At 48.1% G+C, this 24834-nt stretch carries 18 protein-coding genes, 2 rRNA genes and 1 pseudogene; 8 read left to right on the plus strand and 13 right to left on the minus strand.

Going from position 1 to position 24834, the window contains the following annotated elements; genetic code table 11:
- Positions 1–7: 7 nt before the first annotated feature.
- The 6 genes and pseudogenes from ACUN27_RS33030 to ACUN27_RS33055 form a co-directional block, all read right to left on the minus strand.
- A 23S ribosomal RNA gene (locus ACUN27_RS33030) occupies positions 8–2925 on the minus strand.
- A gap of 238 nt (positions 2926–3163) precedes the next feature.
- A 16S ribosomal RNA gene (locus tag ACUN27_RS33035) occupies positions 3164–4699 on the minus strand.
- The 16S and 23S rRNA genes sit together here, the layout of an rRNA operon.
- Positions 4700–5064: 365 nt before the next feature.
- Complete coding sequence (locus tag ACUN27_RS33040; RefSeq protein ID WP_445560301.1) at positions 5065–5574, minus strand: GNAT family N-acetyltransferase; 510 nt, start codon at positions 5572–5574, stop codon at positions 5065–5067.
- Between the two features lie 82 nt (positions 5575–5656).
- Entirely contained in the window at positions 5657–6436 is a 780-nt protein-coding gene (locus ACUN27_RS33045) for a putative protein N(5)-glutamine methyltransferase (RefSeq protein ID WP_445560302.1), read from the minus strand.
- 171 nt (positions 6437–6607) lie between these two features.
- Positions 6608–6967 carry a DUF1304 domain-containing protein gene (locus ACUN27_RS33050; protein WP_315955928.1) on the minus strand — a complete coding sequence of 120 codons (360 nt, stop codon included), beginning with the start codon at positions 6965–6967 and terminating at the stop codon, positions 6608–6610.
- Positions 6968–7081: 114 nt separating this feature from the next.
- A pseudogene (locus tag ACUN27_RS33055) lies at positions 7082–7846 on the minus strand (LLM class flavin-dependent oxidoreductase); the annotation flags it as partial.
- 179 nt (positions 7847–8025) lie between these two features.
- Here ACUN27_RS33055 and ACUN27_RS33060 point away from each other — a divergent pair.
- Positions 8026–8214 (plus strand): sporulation protein Cse60, encoded by a 189-nt coding sequence (locus ACUN27_RS33060; protein WP_315955856.1) that lies wholly within the window; start codon positions 8026–8028, stop codon positions 8212–8214.
- A 359-nt stretch (positions 8215–8573) separates the two neighbouring features.
- Here the strand turns inward: ACUN27_RS33060 and ACUN27_RS33065 are convergent, their stop codons facing one another.
- The 7 genes from ACUN27_RS33065 to ACUN27_RS33095 all read right to left on the minus strand — a co-directional run bounded on the left by ACUN27_RS33065 (position 8574) and on the right by ACUN27_RS33095 (position 17831).
- The gene (locus ACUN27_RS33065) at positions 8574–9767 is read right to left on the minus strand and encodes an MFS transporter (RefSeq protein ID WP_315955857.1); all 1194 of its coding nucleotides are present in this window, start codon (positions 9765–9767) and stop codon (positions 8574–8576) included.
- Between the two features lie 241 nt (positions 9768–10008).
- Positions 10009–11307 carry a purine/pyrimidine permease gene (locus ACUN27_RS33070; RefSeq protein ID WP_445560303.1) on the minus strand — a complete coding sequence of 433 codons (1299 nt, stop codon included), beginning with the start codon at positions 11305–11307 and terminating at the stop codon, positions 10009–10011.
- A gap of 10 nt (positions 11308–11317) precedes the next feature.
- Complete coding sequence (locus tag ACUN27_RS33075) at positions 11318–12886, minus strand: glutathione ABC transporter substrate-binding protein (protein ID WP_315955859.1); 1569 nt, start codon at positions 12884–12886, stop codon at positions 11318–11320.
- Between the two features lie 341 nt (positions 12887–13227).
- Positions 13228–13569, minus strand: a complete 342-nt coding sequence (locus ACUN27_RS33080; RefSeq protein WP_445560690.1) for an RICIN domain-containing protein — start codon at positions 13567–13569, stop codon at positions 13228–13230.
- A 288-nt stretch (positions 13570–13857) separates the two neighbouring features.
- Positions 13858–15084 (minus strand): amidohydrolase family protein, encoded by a 1227-nt coding sequence (locus tag ACUN27_RS33085; protein ID WP_445560304.1) that lies wholly within the window; start codon positions 15082–15084, stop codon positions 13858–13860.
- 39 nt (positions 15085–15123) lie between these two features.
- Positions 15124–16608 carry an amidohydrolase family protein gene (locus ACUN27_RS33090; protein ID WP_326062833.1) on the minus strand — a complete coding sequence of 495 codons (1485 nt, stop codon included), beginning with the start codon at positions 16606–16608 and terminating at the stop codon, positions 15124–15126.
- Positions 16605–17831, minus strand: a complete 1227-nt coding sequence (locus tag ACUN27_RS33095) for an amidohydrolase (RefSeq protein WP_315955863.1) — start codon at positions 17829–17831, stop codon at positions 16605–16607. The genes ACUN27_RS33090 and ACUN27_RS33095 overlap by 4 nt, the downstream gene beginning before the upstream one ends.
- A 192-nt stretch (positions 17832–18023) precedes the next feature.
- On the opposite strand from ACUN27_RS33095, the gene nikC reads away from it, so the two are divergent.
- The 7 genes from nikC to ACUN27_RS33130 all read left to right on the plus strand — a co-directional run bounded on the left by nikC (position 18024) and on the right by ACUN27_RS33130 (position 24832).
- Positions 18024–18923: a nickel transporter permease gene (gene nikC, locus ACUN27_RS33100; RefSeq protein WP_445560305.1), complete on the plus strand. Its 900-nt coding sequence runs from the start codon at positions 18024–18026 to the stop codon at positions 18921–18923.
- A gap of 79 nt (positions 18924–19002) precedes the next feature.
- Entirely contained in the window at positions 19003–19923 is a 921-nt protein-coding gene (locus ACUN27_RS33105) for an ABC transporter permease (RefSeq protein ID WP_315955865.1), read from the plus strand.
- 14 nt (positions 19924–19937) lie between these two features.
- Positions 19938–20969 carry an ABC transporter ATP-binding protein gene (locus ACUN27_RS33110; RefSeq protein WP_326062831.1) on the plus strand — a complete coding sequence of 344 codons (1032 nt, stop codon included), beginning with the start codon at positions 19938–19940 and terminating at the stop codon, positions 20967–20969.
- Entirely contained in the window at positions 20966–21973 is a 1008-nt protein-coding gene (locus tag ACUN27_RS33115) for an ABC transporter ATP-binding protein (protein ID WP_315955867.1), read from the plus strand. The genes ACUN27_RS33110 and ACUN27_RS33115 overlap by 4 nt, the downstream gene beginning before the upstream one ends.
- Positions 21974–22050: 77 nt before the next feature.
- Positions 22051–22818: a sensor histidine kinase gene (locus ACUN27_RS33120; protein WP_315955868.1), complete on the plus strand. Its 768-nt coding sequence runs from the start codon at positions 22051–22053 to the stop codon at positions 22816–22818.
- On the plus strand, positions 22818–23516 hold the full coding sequence (locus tag ACUN27_RS33125) for a response regulator transcription factor (protein ID WP_315955869.1): 699 nt from the start codon (positions 22818–22820) through the stop codon (positions 23514–23516). Before ACUN27_RS33120 ends, ACUN27_RS33125 begins: the two co-directional genes overlap by 1 nt.
- 2 nt (positions 23517–23518) lie before the next feature.
- Positions 23519–24832, plus strand: coding sequence for a sodium:solute symporter family transporter (locus tag ACUN27_RS33130; RefSeq protein WP_326062829.1), 1314 nt, complete (start codon positions 23519–23521; stop codon positions 24830–24832).
- Positions 24833–24834: the final 2 nt, after the last annotated feature.

The raw sequence follows: 24834 nt of genomic DNA on the forward strand, positions 1-24834 counted from the left end.
AGCTGGTTTGGTTAAGCCCTCGACCGATTAGTATTCGTCAGCTGCATGCATTGCTGCACTTCCACCTCGAACCTATCAACCTCGTCGTCTACAAGGGGTCTTACATACTGGGAAATCTCATCTTGAGGGGGGCTTCGCGCTTAGATGCTTTCAGCGCTTATCCCCTCCGTACATAGCTACCCAGCGGTGCCTCTGGCGAGACAACTGGTACACCAGCGGTACGTCCATCCCGGTCCTCTCGTACTAAGGACAGCTCCTCTCAAATTTCCTACGCCCGCGACAGATAGGGACCGAACTGTCTCACGACGTTCTGAACCCAGCTCGCGTACCGCTTTAATGGGCGAACAGCCCAACCCTTGGGACCTACTTCAGCCCCAGGATGCGATGAGCCGACATCGAGGTGCCAAACCTCCCCGTCGATGTGGACTCTTGGGGGAGATAAGCCTGTTATCCCCAGGGTAGCTTTTATCCGTTGAGCGATGGCCCTTCCATTCGGTACCACCGGATCACTAAGTCCGACTTTCGTCCCTGCTCGACTTGTAGGTCTCGCAGTCAAGCTCCCTTATGCCTTTGCACTCTGCGAATGATTTCCAACCATTCTGAGGGAACCTTTAAACGCCTCCGTTACATTTTAGGAGGCGACCGCCCCAGTCAAACTGCCCACCTGACACTGTCCCCATACCGGATCACGGTACCAGGTTAGAACTCCGATACGATCAGGGTGGTATCCCAACGGCGCCTCCACCCAAGCTGGCGCTCAGGCTTCAAAGGCTCCCACCTATCCTGTACAGATCGTACCAAAGTCCAATATCAAGCTGCAGTAAAGCTCCATGGGGTCTTTCCGTCTTGTCGCGGGTAACCTGCATCTTCACAGGTATTAAAATTTCACCGGATCTCTCGTTGAGACAGCGCCCAAGTCGTTACGCCATTCGTGCGGGTCAGAATTTACCTGACAAGGAATTTCGCTACCTTAGGACCGTTATAGTTACGGCCGCCGTTTACTGGGGCTTCAATTCATAGCTTCGGGGTTGCCCCCTAACCACTCCTCTTAACCTTCCAGCACCGGGCAGGCGTCAGCCCGTATACTTCGCCTTGCGGCTTCGCACAGACCTGTGTTTTTGCTAAACAGTCGCTTGGGCCTTTTCACTGCGGCCCCCTCGGGCTATTCACCCTACCGAGGCACCCCTTCTCCCGAAGTTACGGGGTCATTTTGCCGAGTTCCTTAACGAGAGTTCTTCCGCGCGCCTTAGAATTCTCTTCTCACCCACCTGTGTCGGTTTGCGGTACGGGCACCTTCGCCTGGCTAGAAGCTTTTCTTGGCAGTGTGAAATCATGACCTTCGGTACTTAAAATTTCCCTCCCCATCACAGCCCAGCCTTACGGTTAGCGGATTTGCCTACTAACCAGCCTCACTGCTTGGACGAGCATCCATCAGCTCGCGTCACTATCCTTCTGCGTCACTCCATCGCTCATAACGGCTACGGTGGTACAGGAATTTCCACCTGTTGTCCATCGACTACGCCTTTCGGCCTCGCCTTAGGTCCCGACTTACCCTGAGCGGACGAGCCTTCCTCAGGAACCCTTAGGTTTTCGGCGGATCAGATTCTCACTGATCTTTTCGTTACTTATACCGGCATTCTCACTTGTATGCGCTCCACCTGTCCTTACGGTCAGAATTCAACGTACATACAACGCTCCCCTACCCATGCACATACGTGCAAGCCATAGCTTCGGTGGCGTGTTTAGCCCCGTTACATTTTCGGCGCAGAGTCACTCGACCAGTGAGCTATTACGCACTCTTTCAATGGTGGCTGCTTCTAAGCCAACATCCTGGTTGTCTGTGCAACTCCACATCCTTTCCCACTTAACACACACTTGGGGACCTTAGCTGATGGTCTGGGCTGTTTCCCTTTTGACAATGGATCTTAGCACTCACTGTCTGACTCCCGGATTTAAGTTTGTGGCATTCAGAGTTTGACTGGACTTGGTAACCCTTGGCGGGCCCCGCACCCAATCAGTGCTTTACCTCCACAACTCCACATCCGAGGCTAGCCCTAAAGCTATTTCGGGGAGAACCAGCTATCTCCGAGTTCGATTGGAATTTCTCCGCTACCCCCACCTCATCCCCGAATTTTTCAACATTCGTGGGTTCGGGCCTCCAGTGAGTGTTACCTCACCTTCACCCTGGACAGGGGTAGATCACACGGTTTCGGGTCTACGTCCACGTACTAAAGCGCCCTATTCAGACTCGCTTTCGCTGCGGCTCCGTCTTTTCGACTTAACCTCGCACGGGAACGTAACTCGCCGGTTCATTCTACAAAAGGCACGCCATCACCCATATAGAGGGCTCTGACTTTTTGTAAGCACACGGTTTCAGGTTCTTTTTCACTCCGCTTCCGCGGTGCTTTTCACCTTTCCCTCACGGTACTGCTTCACTATCGGTCACTAGGGAGTATTTAGCCTTGGCAGATGGTCCTGCCGGATTCCGACGGGGTTTCACGTGACCCGCCGTACTCAGGATACCTCTAGGGGATTCGTTCGATTTAAGCTACAGGGCTTTTACCTTCTATGCCGGACCTTTCCAGATCACTTCGCCTACCAAACTAACCCCATGTTGAGGTCCTACAACCCCAAGGAGCAAGCTCCTTGGTTTGGGCTATTCCGCTTTCGCTCGCCGCTACTGACGGAATCACTTTTGTTTTCTTTTCCTCCAGGTACTTAGATGTTTCAGTTCCCTGGGTCTGCCTCTACAATAGCTATGTATTCACTATTGAGTAACTGCGCATTACCACAGCTGGGTTCCCCCATTCGGACATCCCCGGATCAAAGCCTGCTTACGGCTCCCCGAGGCATTTCGTCGTTCGCCACGTCCTTCTTCGGCTCCTAGTGCCTAGGCATCCTCCGTGTGCTCTTTCTAGCTTAACCTAGAAAAAAACATTTAAAGATTGTCGTGCGACCCGTAGGTTACACTACCTAAGTTCTTACTTTACGTTTTGTTTCGTTATCTAGTTTTCAAGGAACAATGTTGCAACCATTACATACGCGAAGCGATGTTGGTTGTCAACTGATTTTGAAAGATTGCTCTTTCAAAACTGAACACGAGTGAGTAAACGTTGTGTGCTTGCGCACTTGACTGGGTCGTTTCAGACCCGAGTCTCCATAGAAAGGAGGTGATCCAGCCGCACCTTCCGATACGGCTACCTTGTTACGACTTCACCCCAATCATCTACCCCACCTTCGGCGGCTGGCTCCCTTGCGGGTTACCCCACCGACTTCGGGTGTTGTAAACTCTCGTGGTGTGACGGGCGGTGTGTACAAGACCCGGGAACGTATTCACCGCGGCATGCTGATCCGCGATTACTAGCAATTCCGACTTCATGCAGGCGAGTTGCAGCCTGCAATCCGAACTGAGATCGGCTTATAAGGATTGGCTCCACCTCGCGGCTTCGCTTCCCGTTGTACCGACCATTGTAGTACGTGTGTAGCCCAGGTCATAAGGGGCATGATGATTTGACGTCATCCCCACCTTCCTCCGGTTTGTCACCGGCAGTCATCTTAGAGTGCCCACCCGAAGTGCTGGCAACTAAGATCAAGGGTTGCGCTCGTTGCGGGACTTAACCCAACATCTCACGACACGAGCTGACGACAACCATGCACCACCTGTCTCCTCTGTCCCGAAGGAGGGCTCTATCTCTAGAGCTTGCAGAGGGATGTCAAGACCTGGTAAGGTTCTTCGCGTTGCTTCGAATTAAACCACATACTCCACTGCTTGTGCGGGTCCCCGTCAATTCCTTTGAGTTTCACTCTTGCGAGCGTACTCCCCAGGCGGCATACTTACTGTGTTAACTTCGGCACCGAGGAATCGAATCCCCAACACCTAGTATGCATCGTTTACGGCGTGGACTACCAGGGTATCTAATCCTGTTTGCTCCCCACGCTTTCGCGCCTCAGCGTCAGTTATAGGCCAGAAAGTCGCCTTCGCCACTGGTGTTCCTCCACATCTCTACGCATTTCACCGCTACACGTGGAATTCCACTTTCCTCTCCTACACTCAAGTCAACCAGTTTTGGATGCGAACCGGGGTTGAGCCCCGGGCTTAAACACCCAACTTAATTAACCGCCTGCGCGCGCTTTACGCCCAATAATTCCGGACAACGCTTGCCCCCTACGTATTACCGCGGCTGCTGGCACGTAGTTAGCCGGGGCTTTCTTCTCCTATACCGTCACACAAAGTGCAGTTACTCACCTTGCTGTTCGTCTAGGGCAACAGAGCTTTACGATCCGAAAACCTTCATCACTCACGCGGCGTTGCTCCGTCAGACTTGCGTCCATTGCGGAAGATTCCCTACTGCTGCCTCCCGTAGGAGTCTGGGCCGTGTCTCAGTCCCAGTGTGGCCGTTCACCCTCTCAGGTCGGCTACGCATCGTCGCCTTGGTGAGCCGTTACCTCACCAACTAGCTAATGCGCCGCAGGCCCATCTATAAGCCACAGATTGCTCCGTGTTTCATGATTCTCTCATGCGAGAAAACCAGTTATCCGGTCTTAGCTATCGTTTCCGATAGTTATCCCAGTCTTATAGGCAGGTTGCCTACGTGTTACTCACCCGTCCGCCGCTAAGCACCGAAGTGCTCCGCTCGACTTGCATGTATTAGGCACGCCGCCAGCGTTCGTCCTGAGCCAGGATCAAACTCTCCATAATAGAAAAGCTTAATTGTACTCATTGACTTGCTAGCGAGATTATTCATCTCATTTATAGTCGATTGCTCGACTGTGCTTACTCACTCGTTGTTCAGTTTTCAAAGATCAATTTCTTTCGTTCACTACCGCGTTGCCGAAGCAGCGAGAAGTAATATACCATGTAAGAATTTCAATTGCAAGTGTTTTTTTCGAGCCACTCTTAAAGTTTTCAACATGTTTAATTCAGCGATTTGTCTGATTATTTCAAGCTGATCTTTAAACGACGCCAAATGAGTTACTCACGTTATTCATCCGCGTTGAAAGGCGGATTTGCAATATACCATGGATTTAAAACTATTACAAGCTTTTAATCAGAAAAACATTTTTTCATAGATCGAGCCCTAGTCTCCAATCATTACACTGCATAAAGTTCCCTGGAGGATATTCAAATTCACAATCACTAATTAATTGAAATCCAAGCTTCTGGCAAACTGCGTTCGACGCCGGGTTATGAATAGATGGGAAGGCGTGAATATACTTATGTTTCTTCTCCATATTTGCGTTAGCAATTGCTTCTAATACCGCTGCTGTCGCTATGCCTCTCCCTTGGTAGGTAGGCAGAACACTCCAACCCATTTCATAGATGCTCTCTTCTTCCCACTTGCTATCCCAGTAACCAATACTGCCGACCGTCTCATTGTCTGGCAGCAGGATAATACTATACATACGACCTGACCCCTTGCCGCCGATCTCCAGATATCTTTGGTGACGAATTAGCAACTGCGCCTCTGTTTCAGAGCCACCGAGGTGTTCCATCATCTCAGGAGCATTGATCTTACGCAGCAAATCAAGATTAGATTCCGACCAAGGTACTAGCTTGACATGTGGTATTTTCATTGATTGTACGATTCCCCTCACCTCAATGATTGCCTAAACCGATATATGACTCTCCAAATATTAACAGAACGTATGTTCTATGTCAAATGAGTCTCATTCCTACGATAACCGTAGCGTCTAATTCTTCAAATCTGGACACGGTCGGAAGCAACCCGCTCCGAGCAAAAATCTCTACGGCTTGCAGCGCCTGCCGCTCGCTAACCTCAACCAACAGGTGCCCGCCAGGCGACAACCAAAGCGGAGCTTCAAGCGCGACACGGCGCAGCACATCAAGTCCGTCCTCTCCCCCGTCAAGCGCCAGGCGAGCCTCATGGATACGGGCTTCTGAGGGAAGAAGCTCGATAGCTTCTGTTGGCACGTATGGTACGTTAGCCAGCAGGATATCGATACGGTTAAGCAATGTAAGGGGCAGAGGTTCAAAAATGTCACCTTCGAATACATGGCCTCCCACGGCCGTGATGTTTCTGCGGGCGCACTGCACCGCTCTCGGGTCAATGTCCACGGCATACAACTCAATCCCTTTCAGCTCTGCAGCCAAAACCGCACCCAATGCGCCTGTTCCACAACATAGATCAACGACGACATCCCCTGATTGAGCAATTTCAGTGGCTCGTCGAACAAGAAACTCTGTGCGGTGACGGGGAATAAAGACGCCAGGGTCCACCTCGATCCGAAGACCACAGAACTCCATCCAGCCAATGACGTGTTCTAGTGGATGGCCTAAAGCTCGTTGATCCGCCATTGCGACTAACTCAACTGGCGACTTTGCTGCCGACATGAGCATTCGAGCTTCATCTTCTGCGAAAACACAACCCGCAGCACGAAGTCCAGCGACGAGACGATCATAAGTAATAATCTCCATAAAAATTCACCACGTTTCTCATTAACGATAAGTTCATTTTATCCTTTGTGCAGTTTGCCGCACAGGTAGAAATCTCTTATAAGGAACTTTTCTTCTGTGCAATCCATTTGTTCAGGAATACTGGGCAGCAAAAAAGGCCCCGTGTTAACAGGACCTTTTCATTGTATTGACCTACAAAAGAACAAACAGCAAGGCGATCACAGCCGGCAATCCTTGCACGAGTAAAATCGACCTTTTAGCGGTTGCCCCACCGTACAAGGCAGCAACAATCACACAACAAAGGAAAAAGAGTTGAATGGAGCGCCCAATCAATGGATCTGGATGAACAAGTCCCCAAATGAGTCCTGCGGCCAAAAATCCATTGTATAACCCTTGATTGGCAGCGAGCGATTTGGTAGCCACCGCCTGCTCCTTCGTCATGCCAAAAGCCTTCATCCCGCGAGGACTAGTCCATAAAAACATTTCCAGAACAAGGATATATACATGTTCTAATGCCACTATGCCCACGAGAATTGACGCAATTATCGCAATAATAAGCTTATCCTCCTAAACCGTATTGGGTACACCCTAGTAGGTTTATTATATTTTATTAACTTAAATTTCGATAGTAAAAAGAAGCCCCCGTGAGGGAAGCTCCTTGTATCCTTAGGCATCGATTTTTGAAATCTGTTCCCGAACCCGCGGTGCGACTTCCGTTCCCAGCAGTTCAATAGCCTTCATAACTTCATGATGCGGCATTGTACCAACGGGTAAATGCAAGATAAATCGCGAGAAACCTAACTGTTTGCTCATGTGAACGATTTTATTAGCCACCGTTTCGGAATCGCCTACATATAGTGCGCCTTCCAGGCTGCGAGAAGCATCGAACTGTGCACGGCTATAATGTCCCCTTCCGCGTTCTTTACCAAACATATTTATGGAAGCCTGAGTAGGTGGAAAATACCTGTCGACGGCAAGCAAGGTGGTTTCGGCAACGAAACCGAGCGAGTGCACAGCCACCGGTAATTTTGACGCATCGTGTCCTGCACGAGCAGCTGCTTCCTTATAGAGCTTCACGATGGGAGCAAATTGCACAGGGCTCCTGCCAATGATCGCCAAAACAAGCGGCAATCCTAATACGCCTGCGCATATGGCCGATTCGGGGTTCCCTCCGCTGCCAATCCACACAGGCAAAGGGGTCTGAACTGGACGCGGATAAACACCCAAATTCGTAAAGGCGGGGCGATGCCTTCCTTTCCAGGATATTTTCTCCGAATCCATTAGTTTCAATAATAGTTCCAATTTCTGCTCGAAAAGCTCTTCGTAGTCTTTCAAATCATAACCAAACAATGGAAACGCATCTACCATAGAGCCTCGGCCCACAATAATTTCTGCACGTCCATTGGAAATGCCATCGAGCGTTGCAAACTCCGATAATTCCACTAGGCATTATCAGCCCATTTCATCGAAATTACGCCAAATTGACAGCGTTTACTTTCAGTGGTATGGTCAGAGGAATACGCAAGACATTCCACGTCTATATCGGAATGTCTTGTTGTATTTCGTCCTTTTTACATTTCATGCATTTTTTATGGAAGGAGGTTTAGAAGGTGATTCAAGTTAAAGAATTTTTGGACACGGATTCATCCTACGCAGAGTCAAGAGCTAATCAATTTCTGACTGAGCTATCGGATGATCAGGTGATTAACGTATGCTACGGCTCTATCCTGAAGACAGGGAAACATGATGCCGGACTACAACGAAGTTCCATCCTTATTGTTTATAGAACAAAAGAATAAATGCCGATTTTCCTGCGTTTTATCAACTATTAAAGAGGTACGCATATGAAATCAAGAGTTGAAACTTTCCTTAAGTTAATCTCATTGGTCTCAACACTTTTTCTCGCAGGAGTATTGGTCTATGTCATCTTACGCAATATCTGAATTCCCGGTAAAGAATGCCACGAAGAGGTTTTAAGAGCATAAGCTTTACTTTTTAAAAGCAGGGAGGTTCGCAATATGAACATGTATTGGCATTGTCGTCTGATCATTTCCGGAGGAATTTACGATGAACCATAGAGTCATGTGATGTAACGACAACATCGCAAAGAAAAAAGGGGCAATCCGTTTAGCAAATAGTTTTGCTAAATGAATTGCCCTTATTTTAATATACGGTTTACTTTCTCTGTACTCATCATCATCAAAACAATAAAAGCCAGCACAATAAAAGGGAATAAATGAATGGTCGTCTGTGTAGCGAGCAATCCAAAAAGCGGTGGTAAAAACGTGGTACCTGTATACGCAACTGCCATCTGAAATCCCATTAACTTGGGGGAATTCTCGCGACCGAAGCGTGCAGGCGTTTCATGCAGCAAGCCAGGGTAGATGGGGGCAAGCCCGATACCAATCAAAATAAGTCCAACCAAGAAAACTTGAGGCAGCGGAAGCAGCAGCATGACCCCACCCGCAATGGCAATGATCTGACCGCAGCGGATCAACACACGATTGTGGACTTTCATCGTAATGAACCCTGTAATCAGTCTTCCAACCGTTATTCCGCCATAGTATAAAGATATCCATCCGGCAGCTGTCTCGGCTGTCATATTTCTTGCGCCGACCAGATAGCTGGCTCCCCATAATCCTGCCGTAGATTCAACCCCGCAATAGAACAAAAAAGCGATAAGTGTCTGTTTAACACCTTTGATCTGAAGCACGTTAGCTTTGGAGCTAACTGCCGGTTGTATCTGCTCTCCGACCTGCTCTTGTGGAATCTCACTGTCTAGACCCTCAGCCTCCCTGCTAACCGCGACTCGTTGCCATAAAGGGAGCGTAACAAGCAATACAATTGCGAGTGTGAACTGTATCATAGATACCGTTGAATAACCATCTCTCCAGGAGTTGTGTTCAGCAATATAAAAGGACATGATAATAGGTCCGAGAGTTGCCCCTACACCCCAAAAACAGTGCAGCCAGTTCATGTGATGGGCTTTATAATTTTCAGCTACATAATGATTTAGTGCCGCGTCTATCGCACCTCCGCCCAGACCAAGAGGAATGGCCAAAAAGACAAGCCAGATCATCGAAGGTGCCATTGAGAACCCGAGCAGCGCTCCTGCAGTAAGGATGCAACTGATCAGGGTGATTTTGCCCGTCCCCGCTCGCTGAACCAAACGCCCACTTGCCAAACTGGATACGATGGTACCTCCTGCCACAATCATCGACAAGATCCCCGCGAAGCCAAATGAAGCACCGATATCGGGCTGGATCACGGGCCACGCCGATCCCAGCAATGAGTCCGGAATTCCTAGGCTAATAAATGCCAGATAGATAACAACTAAAAATAGGGTTGCCATCGTACCACCCCTTCTCCTTTGAAATCATCAACGCCTGTATAGCGGATTTCTCCGCAGCGATAATACTTATTAAATCATTTTAATAAGTCTAGATCATCTTAGCAGAAGTTGCCTGTAAGGGCAATACGAAGATTTTAGCTGTATTCGGTTGCAATGACCGTTGTCAACGCAAAAAATTGCCGCTTCTCCAGCTGTAGGGCCAGATAGCGACAATTTTATAGATAAAATATTTATTCTTTGCTCATACTTTATCGACTTTCCATAGCTGTTCGAGCAAAATCACAATCATCGTGCCTACAAGCAGTCCATTGCTGAATACATATTGCAGGATCGATGGAAGCCCCTGAAATGCTGTTGACGGCAGAAACATAAGTCCAATGCTAATCAGCAGCGTGATGCCCAGAATCGTCAGTCGGCGTTGATCCAGTGTTTCCTTTAGAATAGACTGAAAGGCGATCCCAATCATTTGAACAAAAGATGCCAGTAAGGCCGCCGTAGCGATTGGTCCTGGGAGCAGCGCCAAGAAATTAACGATAACCGGAACCAGGGAAATCCCCGACAAGGCCAGACAAGCCACAAGAAACGGGCGAACCCGCGTCTGTTCGGTTAGTCGTATAAAGCCCGCGGATACCGGTAAGGGAACGACGCCAATTGTCGAGAATACAGCACACAACAAGTGGGAAACTCCCCCGGCTATTCCGCAGCGATTCAAGGTTTCTTTTAATTTCGCCGGAGCTTCCGGGACTACTTGGCTCACAGCCGACACCGCAGCAATCGTATTGGAGACTAAAATAAATGTAAACAGAATGGCCGTGATTACGATTCCGGCATTAAAATGCGGATTTCCCCATGCGAACAAATCCGGCAGCTTAACCCAAGATTCGTTCGTATGAACGGAAGCCGAACTTTTGCCGAGCAGCGTATACAGCAGCCAGCCGGATAAGATTCCGATCAACACGGCATAGTTTTTGATCCAACCTTTTCCTTTGACAGAAAGAAGGATGACGAGAATAAAAACGCCAAACGATATTACTGCGGTTCCATAATCGGGCAAGGAGGATTCTCCTTGTAAAGCGATCATTCCTTTCATGAATACACCGCTAAGCTGGAGCGCCAAGATCAAAAGAAAAGAGCCGGTAACCAGAGGGGTGAACAGGAACAGCAAGCGGTGGAAATATCCGCTTAAGCCAAGGATAAGGAGGAGTAGACCCGCAATAAGGAATCCACCCTCCAAAATTTGCAGCGTTTCCTTCAAGCTTTGCCCCTGTCTGACTGCTACGTCTGCTAATATCACAAACACACTGACCCATGAACCTGCGGGGCCGTCGGCAATCGGATACCGATGCCCCAACCATCCTTGGATGAAAGAACTCAAGCCAACGACCAAAAATGTTCTCTGCATCAACGCCGAAACTTCCTCTATCGATAAGTGAAAAATGCCACCGATGACGATAGGCAGTGCGACAGAATTGGCCAGCAGGAAAATAAACCATTGAAATGTGCTTAAGCTGCCGTAGAACCGGCGATTTTGTGTTTCCATTGTACCTCCTTTACTTTACAGTAACATCGTTTAACATCAGATATCCGATTGGACTCAACGAGAATCCTTTGACATTTTTAGCTGTTACGGCTACGTGATCAATTGTGCGAATCGGAATTAACGGACTATCTTTCATCTCGATATCTTGCACTTTGGCGTAAATCGCTTTACGTTTCTCCACATCTTTCTCACGACGGCCGTCTTCAATTAGCTGATCCACTTCCGCGTTGGTGTAGAAAGCCAGATTGCCTTTGCTTCCATGGGAAGAGCTGTGAAACACATTGTACTGATTGTAATCCGCATCCCCGGTCGCATTGCCCCAGCCGCCGATAAACAGATTGTGTTCGCCTTTACCGGTAATATCCAGGTAAGCACCGTACTCCATCACTTTGATTTCGAGGTCGATGCCAATGCCTTTCAACTGAGATTGAACGACTTCCGCCAGGTTAATGCGCTCTTTTCTATCATCTGTCACAATCGATGTTTTAAACCCATTTGGAAAACCAGCCTCAGCAAGCAATTCTTTCGCCTTGTTGATGTTGTACGTATATTCGGCCAAATTAGCATTAAATCCTATCATCTTAGGAGAAAGAGCCGAGATCGCTTTGCTGCCCACGCCGTTATAAACGCCCTTGATAATGGAGTCCTTTTCAATGGCGTAGGAGAATGCCTGACGAACACGCGGGTCATCGAACGGTTTTTTCTTCGTATTAAAGCCGATGTATTCTACCCCAAGCCCTTCGGTGCGAGCTAGTGTCATGGAGGAAGAGTTTTTCACGCGGTCTAATTCGGTTACTGGCAGTTGATCACTAATCTGAACTTCGCCTGATTCCACCATGGCGACACGCGTAGTATCCTCAGGAACTACTTTGTAAACAACCTTATCTACTTTCGGAATCTCGCCCCAGTAGCTATCATTTTTGACAAGAACCATCTCTTGTCCTGGCGTCCAAGACTGAAATTTGAATGGACCTGTTCCAATCGGGTTCTTAGAAAGCTTGTCCGCTTGTTCTGCAATGGCTTTCGGGCTAAGAATACTGCCTTCAGTGCTAGCAAGAATGGACAGGATAGGCGCGTACGGATAAGACAAAATGAATTGAACCGTATAGTCGTCCACAACCTTCACTTCTTTGACCATGGAGAAATTGCTTGCTCTTGGCGAATTGACTTTCGGATCCAGAGCACGTTCCATCGTCTTCTTAACCGCTTCTGCCGTGAACGGCGTGCCATCGTGGAACTTCACACCCTGACGCAGCTTGAACTCCCAAGTTAAGTCATCAACTTGTTTCCATTCTGAGGCCAGAGAAGGCTTGTACTCCATATTTTTATCTGTCATGAGCAGGCCTTCGTAGACTTTACCATAAATGTAGTTCGCTGAAGGAATGTTTGTAATAAATTGCGGGTCCAGGTTGTTCGCGTCCGCTTTTCTTGCGATGGTCAGCGTACCGCCCGCTTGGGAAGCTTCCGCAGCTTTCCCATTATCTGTTGTCGAATTTGGTGAAGAGGAGCATCCGGCCAACACGGACATACCTACAAGAGATATCGCGAGAAAGCCGCCGAGAATAAGATTTCTTTTCATTGTATAAACCCTCCTATTTCTATCGTTTATCTACTACTTTAAATGGCTTATTAGCATTATAGAAAAAAATAGCTTTAGAACATTGCACATTCTTTACGTCTATTTACAATATCTTTACTATTTTCTTTATGCAAACAAGCTGCGACTAAGAAAGCGTTAACATTATATCTTTCATGCAAAATCCCCTTTACGAATGAATGGTCTTCTTATTTAGATAATAAATAATTTTCAGATTATTTAGTTTCACAATCTTTACTTGTATTTATATAATCTTTACTTCTTTTTCATTGAATAAATAATAAAACCGTCAAGTTCACCTCTCCTTGACGGTTTTATATGGGTTATGATAATAAATACCAGTGCTGATTGTGGCCGCCATTATCATACCATTGAATGGCTTGCCCTCCATCGGATGTCGTTTGTCCCGACATGTCCAATAACTTGCCACTGCCTCGGTTTCTAATTTTCACCGGATCATTTTCGCCGGTTGCGATAATTTCCCACTGTTGGTTCCACCCGTTATTATTTGGCCATTGAATAACATTGGCCCCATCAAATGAAGATGCTCCACTGACGTCCAATAAATATCCGCTGCCTACGTTTCTGATATGATAATATCCGTTCCCTAAATATTCGAGATACCATTTCTGATAATCAGCTTCTACATTCGTAAATTGTTGAATGAAAGTGCACTCCTTATTTTATTAACTTGTGCCTGTGGTATTGGGTTTAAGAACGAGTTTATGTATTACATTTCACTCACCTCCTAAATCAGTAAACCCCTTAAACTCTCATTAAATTCTTAATTTGGGATTAATTTCAATTCCATCCTACACTAGAGAAATCACTTTTTTCATTGATATTTTCAGGGTTTTCCTGACTAGCATGACAAATATGATCATGAATTAGAGAAACCCACAAAAAAAAGACATAGCCCTCTCCCGAATGAGAGAAAACTATGCCTTTGATGATTACAACGAACCGGATACGACAATCCCACGATACAGCACCGCTTGACGCTCGGCTCTCCGCGCTACCGCTTCCGCCGAACAACTCGCGTGAACAAGCACCGCGCTTGCTTCGTCGCCAACAGCCGGCCAGACGCGTGCGCCCTCCGCAGAAAGCGGAAGCTTGCCGCCTGTAATAAAGCTGAGCGCCTGCGCTAGCGAGCGCTCATCACTCCAACGGAACCGCTCCGCCAGGCGGCCGACTCTTTCCAAACTGTCTCCTTGGCCGAATGGGGACCAATGATCCGTAATGCTATCGTCGCCTAATGAGACGGAGACGCCTTTTTGCTTCAGCAGCGGAATCGGTATCGTCGCTCGGTTAATTGGCACGGTGGAGGTGATCGCGATGCCCAGCTGAGCAAACAACTCGGCCACCTCGCTTTGCAGCTCGACCGGAACGTCAGCAAGACCTAGCGCATGGCTGACCGTTACGCGCCCCTGCCAACCCGCTTCCTCGGTTAGTGCGGCAAGCCTTTTGAAAGTGAAGATCCCTAAATGACCCGGATCATGGATGTGAACATCCACGTCAGCATCAGCCTCTACAGCCAATTCCATAATCGTATTCAACGATTTCTCAATGTTCTGATCGACCGAAGCCGGGTCTACGCCACCCATGGATGTCGCTCCCATTCGCAGCGCCTCGCGCGCCATCTCCACAACGTTGCTGCGCAGCAGTCCGTGCTGCGGGAAGGCTACGATTTCGCCAGACAGCTTGCCGGAATAAGTTTCAAAAGCTTGCAGTGTGGCTTCAAGATTTTTCAAGCCAATATAAGGATCAATATTGCAATGGCTGCGGACGTGGGTCGTGCCGTTCTTCAGCAGTAGTCCAAGCATCGCTTCCGCTCGTTCTCTGGCTGTCGGGAGCAACTCTGTAAGCAGCGTCTCTTCTTCCTTTAAACGAGTAAAAATGTTCACGGGTGGGGAGCAAGCTTTCCACGGCCCTCCGTAATACGTTTTATCGATATGAATATGCATATCGCGGAACGCTGGAAGCAGAAGCAGCTTCTTCGCGTCTTGCTTAGGCAGCTCGCTGTCTAAGGTTGTGTCAGCAGAAACGATTTGTGCAATCTTCCCATCCTCAATGAGGAGATGGCAGATCTCGGTATCCGTCCCTGCAATTCTTCCATTTTCATAGCGATAGCCGCTCTCCAAACAAACGTTAGTTAGCCAATAAATCGATGTCATACTCATGTTGGTTACACCCTTTCTTTCTGCCAAATTTGCAATCTCTTAGAGCAACTCAGGATCAAAACGTTTCTCATCTACATAAGCTCTGGCGTGACCCCAGAAATATTTGGTCGGCTCCATATACTTCTGCAGCCCTGCACGCTCAATCGTCCGCTTCGCTTCTTCATTCGCTTCGTCAAGTGCCGAGAATTCATCAACTGTCAGCACTTGGCGGTCTTCCATCAAGATTTTCCCATTCACGATCACGTTGTCTACGTCGCTCGCTACGGCTTGATGGACCAAACGGTGCACATACATATACTCAGGTGTCAAATGGGGCTGGCGCATGTTGACTGTAATCACATCTGCTTTTTTCCCAGCTTCCAAAGAGCCTAGTTCATCATCCCAGCCTACACAGCGGGCTGCATCGATTGTGACCATCTCAAGCAGCTTGCCAGCGGGCAAATAGTAGTAATCTTTGAGCGCTGCCTGATGAATCATCTGCGTCTTGCGCATCGCTTGAAACATATCAAAGCTGGCTGCCGGAGAGGTACCGTCCGTGGAAATCGCCACCGTTGCGCCCATTTCCATCAGTTCCGTAATCGGCGTTCGCGCATTCACCTGTCCGAATCCTGGCGCAGAGCTAACATTGGTGCCTGTTTCAGCCAAAATGCGCGCCTCATCAAAGGAAATGCCGCGGCAATGCTGCAGATGCACATCTGGCCCAAGCAGAGCGTTTTCTTTATCTTGAATCGCCAGATGAATCATGCCCCCAAAGGCATCCGAGTGTATCCGCGTGTTATATTTTCGAGCGATCTCACGAATCTTTTTCGCTTGATATCGATCATGATCGGTTAAGCCATATAGCTGATCCGGCGGCGTCGGGGCTGACGGGTTAACGGAAGTAACGATCACAAATGGCGTAATGAAAGCACGAATATGATCGTCGTGTGCGTGATGCAAAGCCTCAATGACCGACTCGGCACCTTTCAACACTTCTTCGTAAGTCACTTCTCTGGTTACCCGCTTCCCATCCACCCAGCGGCTGAACGAATGCGGCCACGGCGGATTGCACGGACCCGTACAGACGATTTCCCGTATACCAACTTCGGAATAAGCTTTGGCATGATTAAGCGCAAAGATAGGATCGTCCGAACGAGGCATCGAACCAAGCACACAGGCGCCTGTCGTGATCCCTGCCTTTAAGCGTTCAAGCGCATTCAGCTTACCTTCGTAATACCAGAACTCATCCGTTACAAAGTGCTTATACGTATGCGTCATGATCGGCATCCAGAAACTGATATTGTCCATGGCGATTGTCTTGAACATGGAATGACCGCCGTGACCATGAACGTCTATCAAGCCAGGAAGGATGCAGTGGTGATTGCAATCGATCGTTTTCTTCGCCTCATACTTCGCCAGTAATTGCTCGGTGTCAGCAACTTCGAGAATTCTCCCATCGTGGATCGCCACAGCCCCATTTTCTAGAATGCGACGTTCTTGATCCATCGTGATAACGACGCCATGAACGAGTAATAAATCGATCATGACTGAAGTCCTCCTGCCACCAATGTCCCGCGGTAGAAGACGGCCTTGCGTTCAGCTCTTCTCGCGACAGCCTCCGCTGTGGAAGTAGCATCTACTAGAACCACGCTTGCCTCATCTCCGACGTTAGGCCATGCGCGTTTGCCGTCTCGATCCAGCGGTGTCTTTCCACCGGTAATGAAACCGAGCGATTGCGACAAGGACAACTCGTCAATCCAGCGGAAGCGTTCGGCTAAGCGGCCTGCTCGTTCCAAAATGTCCCCGTTCCCGAAAGGCTGCCAAGTATCAAAAATATTATCGCAGCCTGCAGCAACAGCCACCCCTTTCTCATGCAAAAGCGGAACCGGCGGCAGCGTTCTGCTATGCGGCGCGCTTGTGATGATCGTAATGCCCGCCTCGGCTAAAATAGCGGACAGTTCCGCCGCTTCACCGGCAGGCACTTCGCCAAGAGCGAACGCGTGGCTGATCGCCACTCTTCCTTGCAAACCCGCTTCCATCGTAAGCGCTGCCAACCGTCTCATGGTAAAAGTGCCCAAATAATCCGGATCGTGCAGATGTAAATCTACGCCCGCATTCGCTTCAACAGCCAGCTCCATCATCTGCTGCAAAGAAGCTTCAATGTCCCCGTCCACCATGGCGGGATCAACGCCGCCGATCAGCGTAGCTCCTTCACGAAGGGCTGCTCTAACCAGCTCTTTGGACTTGGAACGCAGCAATCCATGCTGCGGGAAAGCTACAATCTCGTAAGAGAGTTTCCCTTCATACTGCTCTAACGCCATCTGCACTTCTTCCAAGTTATGAAGTCCTGCTTCCGGATAAATATCCACATGCGTGCGCACTTCAGTCGAGCCTGCACTTAATAGCGTAGCCAGCAAGTTTTCTGCTCGCTCCTTGGTCGAAGTCGGCAGTGAAGGGAGAACCTGTTTCTCCACTTCGAAGCGTCCTGTGATATTAGCTACAGGAACGACTGCGCGCCACGTTTCCCCAATTAACGTCTTATCCAAATGAACATGTTTCTCAATAAATGATGGCAGCATAAGCAGGTTCTTTCCGTCTTGCTTCGGAAGATCTGTTTCTAGCGGTTTATTAGCTGTAACGATTTCATTGATGACACCGCCCTCTATACGTAGATGGCAGATTTCAGTTTCTGTCCCGGAGATTACGCCATTCTCATACAAATAGCCGCTCTCCAGACGAACATTGGTTAACCAATAAGATGAACTCACGAATTGCTCACCCTTCCTTCCTTTTCCCAAAATTCGGTGCGATTTACTCGTACACCCTCAATTATAAAGAATATTCTGTGTTTTATTTTCACAATCTTTACTTCTATTTAAGGTATCTTTACGAGTTGTCCAAAGCTTATTTACTTCGCCTTGTTTTCTGATAACTTTAATTAAACAAAGGAGGACTGCTAGATGAATGTTGAATATGCTGAACAAAAGCAAGCGCTACCAAAACAGGCTCTCTCCGCTCGTCCTGGCAAGTGGAGAACATTTTATTTAAAGCTTCGGAAAAACAAGTTAGCGATGCTGGGTGGGTACGTGATTCTTTTTTACTTCCTTGTCGCAATCTTTGCTCCGCTTCTAGCACCATACGATCCCTATCATATTGATTTAGTGAACAAACTAAAACCTCCCTCAGTCGAACATTGGATGGGGACGGACGATAAGGGTCGCGACGTGCTTAGCCGGTTGATTGTCGGGACACGCCTCTCACTCTCCGTAGGGTTCGTGGCCGTGTTTATCGGAGCATTCTTCGGAATTGTTCTCGGGTTATTTGCCGGCTATTACGGAAAATGGGTGGATACGATCATCATGCGTGTGATTGACGTTTTGCTTGCTTTCCCGGGCATTTTGCTCGCCCTCGCTATCGTAAGCGCCTTAGGCCCTAGTTTAATCAATGTCATGATCGCCATTGGTGTATTTTCCATTCCGATGTTCGCCCGGATTGTTCGCGGTTCGACTTTATCGGTTAAAAAGTTGGAATACATCGACGCTATTCGCTCATTAGGAGCCAGCGATATGCGGATCATCTTCGTGCACATTTTCCCGAACATCCTGTCTCCGATTATCGTTCAAGCTACTCTAAGGCTCGCAACGGCTATCCTCTCTGCCGCAGGCTTGTCTTTCTTAGGACTAGGCGCTCAACCACCTTTGCCGGAGTGGGGTGCCATGCTGAGCAATGGCCGCGACTTTTTATTCACAGTCCCTTATTTGGCTCTATTCCCGGGACTTGCCATCTCTACATTAGTTATTGGATTTAACGTATTTGGAGACGGGCTCAGAGACGCTTTGGATCCAAGAATGAAACAGTAAGCTCGTTTTCCTAACAGAAAACTTAAGCGTAAGCTTTCGAAGCCAGTTTTCCTAAAGGAGAACTTTAAGGGGGATATCCATGTTCGTATACATCATTCGCCGGCTGCTCCAGATGATCCCGGTACTGCTCGGCGTTATTCTAGTCGTGTTCTTGATTATGCAGCTCGTGCCAGGCGATCCGGCAGTTCTGCTCGCAGGAGAAGGGGCTTCCGCTGAGACCGTTGAACGCATTCGGCATCAATTGGGGCTGGATCAGCCATTATTTATTCAATATGTCCAGTATGTCTTTGACGTGGTGCAAGGAGATTTCGGGACCTCACTACGTTCTAATCTGCCTGTTTTTAAAGAAATCATGATTCGTTTGCCTATCACTATTGAACTTGCTGTGGCCAGTATTTTCATCACGATTGTTTTGGGAATGCTTGCCGGTATCATATCCGCAACAAAGCAATATACGCTATCTGATATTACGATTATGATCATCGCTTTGCTCGGTGTATCCTTGCCCAGCTTCTGCCTCGGGCTCTCGCTGATTTACTTTTTCTCCGTAAAAATGCACATCTTTCCTGTTGCAGGCTGGGGAACTTGGAAACATGTTGTGCTCCCGGCCATCACGCTAGGTGCTTCAGGTGCCGCCATTGTCGCCCGGATGACGCGCTCAACCATGCTGGATGTCATTCGCCAGGATTATATTCGAACTGCCAAAGCGAAAGGTTTGAAATTACGCATTATTATCTATAAGCACGCCTTGAAGAATGCGCTAATCCCTGTCATTACCGTGGTTGGTCTACAATTCGGCGTACTGCTCGGCGGTACGGTATTAGTAGAATCTGTTTTTGCTATCAACGGACTTGGGCGGCTGATTGTAGATGCCATCCGCATGCGTGACTTGCCTGTCGTTCAAGGCGGCGTACTGGTCGCGTCCATGATTTTCGTCTTGGTTAACCTTGCAGTCGACGTACTGTATCGCAATTTCAATAAACGTATCGAGCTGGATTAAAAGGAGGGAATGAGATGCTTAAACAACAAGAAAAGGTTCTGGAAGTAAGCAATCTTCAGACACACTTCTTTACCAATGAAGGCGTAAGCAGAGCTGTTGACGGGATTGACTTTACGCTCCATAAAGGGGAAACACTCGGGCTTGTAGGCGAATCGGGCTGCGGTAAAAGTATTACATCGCTTTCCATTCTTAGGCTGATTGCAAGTCCCCCGGGACGCATCCTTAACGGGGAAATCCTGTTCAAAGGGCAAGATTTATTGAAGAAAACGGATAAAGAAATGGGTGCCATCCGAGGCAACGAAATTTCGATGATTTTCCAAGAGCCCATGACTTCATTAAATCCCGTGTATACGGTTGGGGAACAAATTGCGGAAGTGTTTCGCCATCACCAGAAGATGAGCCGAAAGGAAGCCTGGGAGAAAGCCGTCGACATGCTGCGTCTTGTCGGCATTCCTTCCCCGGAGAAACGCGCCAAGCAAGAGCCTTATGAACTGAGCGGAGGCATGCGGCAGCGCGTGATGATCGCGATGGCGATGGCCTGCAACCCTGAGATTCTAATTGCGGATGAGCCGACAACTGCTCTTGATGTTACGATTCAAGCGCAAATCCTCGATTTAATGAAGCTGCTTCAGAAGCAACTGGGCATGAGTATCATCATGATCACGCATGATCTAGGCGTCGTTTCGGAAACATGTGACCGCGTCGCTGTCATGTATGCCGGCAAAATCGTCGAATATACCGATGCCAGCGAATTGTTTGACAATCCGAAACATCCTTACACCATCGGATTACTTAACTCTCTGCCTCGCGCGGACCAAGACCAAGAAGAGCTGCAAGCGATCAAAGGAAGTGTCCCAAGTCCCTACAACATGCCGGAGGGATGCCGTTTCGCTCCTCGTTGTCCTCACGCCAGAGAGTTATGTCAGACAACAATGCCGGAGCTAACCGATGTAGGTAACGGCAGTCAAGTTCGCTGCTGGATGTATACACCAGAATGGGACGCACAGCTTGATGCGCGTAGGAAAGCGGGGGATTCCATCCAATGACCATACCTGTGGAACGTGACGTGGAGAAGAACGTTTTAGTTGAAATCAACCATTTGAAACAATACTTTCCGATCAAAGGCGGCATCTTAGGACGAACCGTCAACCATGTAAAAGCTGTAGACGACATTAGCTTTAACATCTATGAGGGTGAAACGCTGAGCATTGTAGGTGAATCAGGCTGTGGCAAATCAACTACTGGACGAGCTTTATTGCGCCTGGATGAACCGACCGGAGGAGATATTCATTTTCAGGATAAAGATGTCCTGGGTCTGAATAAAGGCGAACTTAGAAAGCTGCGCAAGGACATGCAAGTCATCTTCCAAGATCCTTTCGCATCGCTGAATCCAAGACAAACCGTCCGCCAAATTCTCGGTGAAGCACTTGCCATACAAGATGTCATTCCGAAGGAAAAGCGGACAGAACGTATTAAGGAACTGCTCGACAATGTCGGGTTACGGCCTGACCATATCGATCGGTACCCGCATGAATTCAGCGGTGGTCAACGCCAACGTATCGGCATCGCACGCGCACTCGCTGTGGAACCGAAGCTGATCATCTGCGATGAAGCCGTATCCGCACTGGATGTGTCGATTCAAGCACAAGTTCTGAATCTCTTGAAGAAACTGCAGAAACAGTATAAACTGACTTATCTATTTATCTCTCATGATCTGGGCGTAGTACGCCACATCTCTGATCGGGTGATGGTCATGTATCTGGGTAAAATCGTAGAAATCGCTGACAAAAAATCGCTTTTCGATAACCCGCAGCATCCTTATACCAAAGCACTCCTTTCCGCCATTCCTGTACCTAATCAGAAGGAAAAGAAGGAGCGTATCCTGTTGACCGGTGATGTTCCCTCTCCCATCAATCCGCCTCAAGGATGCCGCTTTCATACACGCTGCCCGTTCGTCGTCGAAACGTGCAAATCGCAAGAACCCGAGCTGCGCTACACCAGTGAAGGACATCAAGTCGCTTGCCACTTGATTGCTTCAGGTAATTATTGACTTCATTCGCTTTATCATGACGAATAATTTAAACTGGTAGAGAAACCATATATTAAAACGTATGCAGAAGGGATCTCATGCTTAGCTTTGAGGGTTTTACCTTACTCATTTTATTGTTTATTCTAGCTCCAATTATTGGAGCTATTACTTTATTATTTTTGTTCGTTTTCGAGAAGCGCATCGATCTCTTGGAGAACAAAACGAAGAAAATTGAGCTGGAAAAAGAGCTTCAGCAATCGCTTTACAACCAATTAAATCAGCAAATTCAGCCCCATTTTTTATTCAATTCGTTGAATGTGATTCTAACCCTGGCGCGATTGGAACGGACGGAAGAGTTGGTCAGAGCCCTTGAGGTTTTCTCCCAATTCCTTAAGTTTAAATATAAAACCACGGAACCTGTCATCCCTCTTCGGGAGGAAATTCGTTACACAGAGTACTACATCGAGATTCAAAAGCTGCGTTTCGGCGCTCGCCTTACGGTCACGCTAACCTGTGAGGATGACATTCAGGATGCCTATATCCCGCCTTTTGTTTTGCAAACCATCGTTGAGAATGCGTTTAAGCACGGGCTGGAGAGGAAAATTGGAGCCGTGAACCTGGACATCCATTTTTTCCTCGAACAAGAGATGGCTAACCTTACGGTCTTCGATAATGGCACGATGGAGCAAGTGGAAGCAGCCATCGAGGAGAAAAGCGGGCATGGCTTGGACAACATCAGACGCCGACTGCATCTCTACTTCAGCGATCACGCCAGCTTGCAGATTCAATCGATCCCGGAGACAGGCACGAAAGTGCAGGTCAAATGGCCATTCATCCTAGAACCTAACTTAAAAGAGGTGCCCTAATGAACGTATTACTCGTGGATGACGAGCCCCTTGAGCTTGAACAGCTTGAGTATCTGATTCACCCGCTTTTTCCTTATTGGAATTTGTACAAAGCATCCGATAGCAGCCAGGCTGCCGCCGTTAGCCAAAAGGTGAAAATTCATCTGGCTTTTCTTGATATCAATTTACCAGGCAAATCAGGACTGGAGCTTGGCGAAGAGCTACGTCAGCATAATCAGGATATGGAATTCATTATCGTCACCGCTTACCAAAACTTCCACTATGCCAAACAATCCATTCGGCTTGGCGTAGTGGATTACATGACAAAGCCGGTCATTCAAAGTGAATTAGTGGATATTCTAAGCAAATACCGCAACAAAATGCCACAATCCAAGTACTCCCATGTCATTCACGACGCGCTTACCATCATCCATGAAAAATATGCGGAGAAGCTCGCGCTTGCCGATCTTGCCGCGGAGGTTCATATTAACCCAACCTACCTAAGTCGGCGTTTCCATGATGAGGTTGGCGTGTCGTTCTCTGAATACTTGATGCAATACCGCATCCAGATTTCTAAAAAATATCTCATCGCTCATCCCGAGTGGAGTATTTCCACCGTATCAGAGAAAAGCGGCTTTAACAGCCAGCATTACTTCTGTACCATTTTCCGCAAAAGCACGAACCAAACACCGAAAGAATTTCGCGAGAAGGAGAAATAATTTTGCAGTACCAATCATTTCGTGAATATGCGCAGGGAGCAGCCAAGATAGGCATTGGCCTCGGGGTCATAGCGATCTTAGCCAGATGGGTCACCGGGATTACCATCTTCGCTTCTCCCGAAGCGCTCGTCAAATACGGCATTTTTGGTGGAATTGGCTATGCGTTGATGGGAGCTATTGCGCTAATGGCTTTTGGATGGCTGGGTAAAAAGGTGCGTAGAGAGTACGGCGACGGCTTGACCATTGGGGACTTTTTTCAAAATAAACTGCACGGCCTCGGCTATTGGATGATGATCGTGATTCTGCTTATCACCAGCATTGAGGGCTTGTTTACGCAAGGAATGGCTGCCGGTGTGCTTGTCAACATTTTGCTAGGCGTCCCGATTTCGATCGGCATGCTTTGTTTCTTCCTGCTTTGCGTTATCTATGTCGGCTTTGGCGGCATGGCGCTTATCCAGCGTTTGGCGTTCGTTCAAGTCATCCTGATGTTTGCCGCAGCTATCCTGATCCCTCTTTATTTCTTCATTGCCAAAGGTGTTGAAAACGTCTATCAAGGCATTCGCCTCTATCATCCTTATTTGCTTGTGCTGAACAATCATGAAGGCTTATTTTTTATGTGTACGGGCCTATTAATTGGCTTCGGGCAAATTTTCGTCGACCAAGCAACGTGGCAGCGTCTGTACATGATCGAAAGCAAAAAAATCGTGCCTACCTTCCTGCTTTCCGGGCTCATCTGGGCAACCGTTCCGCTAGCTTTTTCATCGTTAATCATGGTCGTCATCTTTACAGGCAGCTTTAATAACATTTATTCGCTCCTATTTGATCTTATCCGTAAGATTGACACAATCTTCCTGTTGGTTTTGTTCGTTCTCTGTTCATTCGGCGCTGTAACCTCCGCTTTCGGAGCAGGGCTGCACTCCATGATCAGTCTCATTGCGGGCAACGTGTATCCGCTCTTGAAGCCTGACGCCAATGAGAAGCAGAAGATGCGCATGGGGTATATGCTGGCGATAACGATCGGCGTTCTGTCGTTTGTGCTTACTTATTTTTTCACCCCTACACTGCTGGATCTGCTCTTTTTCTTTGGCATTATCTACGCGGCACTCATTGTCCCTCTTCTGTTCATCGTTTTCAGCAAAGGCAAAGTGGATAATTTCATTCCGCTCTGCGCATTGATCGGGCTGGTCGCGGGCTATTCAAGCCGATACACACTAGGAAATTTAGAGGCCGTCTGGGTGAGTATGATGGTTTCGAGCCTGCTCGTGATTGTGTATTGGTGCGGTAAGTTTATGAAGAAACACCTGGGAAATCATTGAGA

It is taken from the genome of Paenibacillus sp. WC2504 (assembly GCF_052682475.1).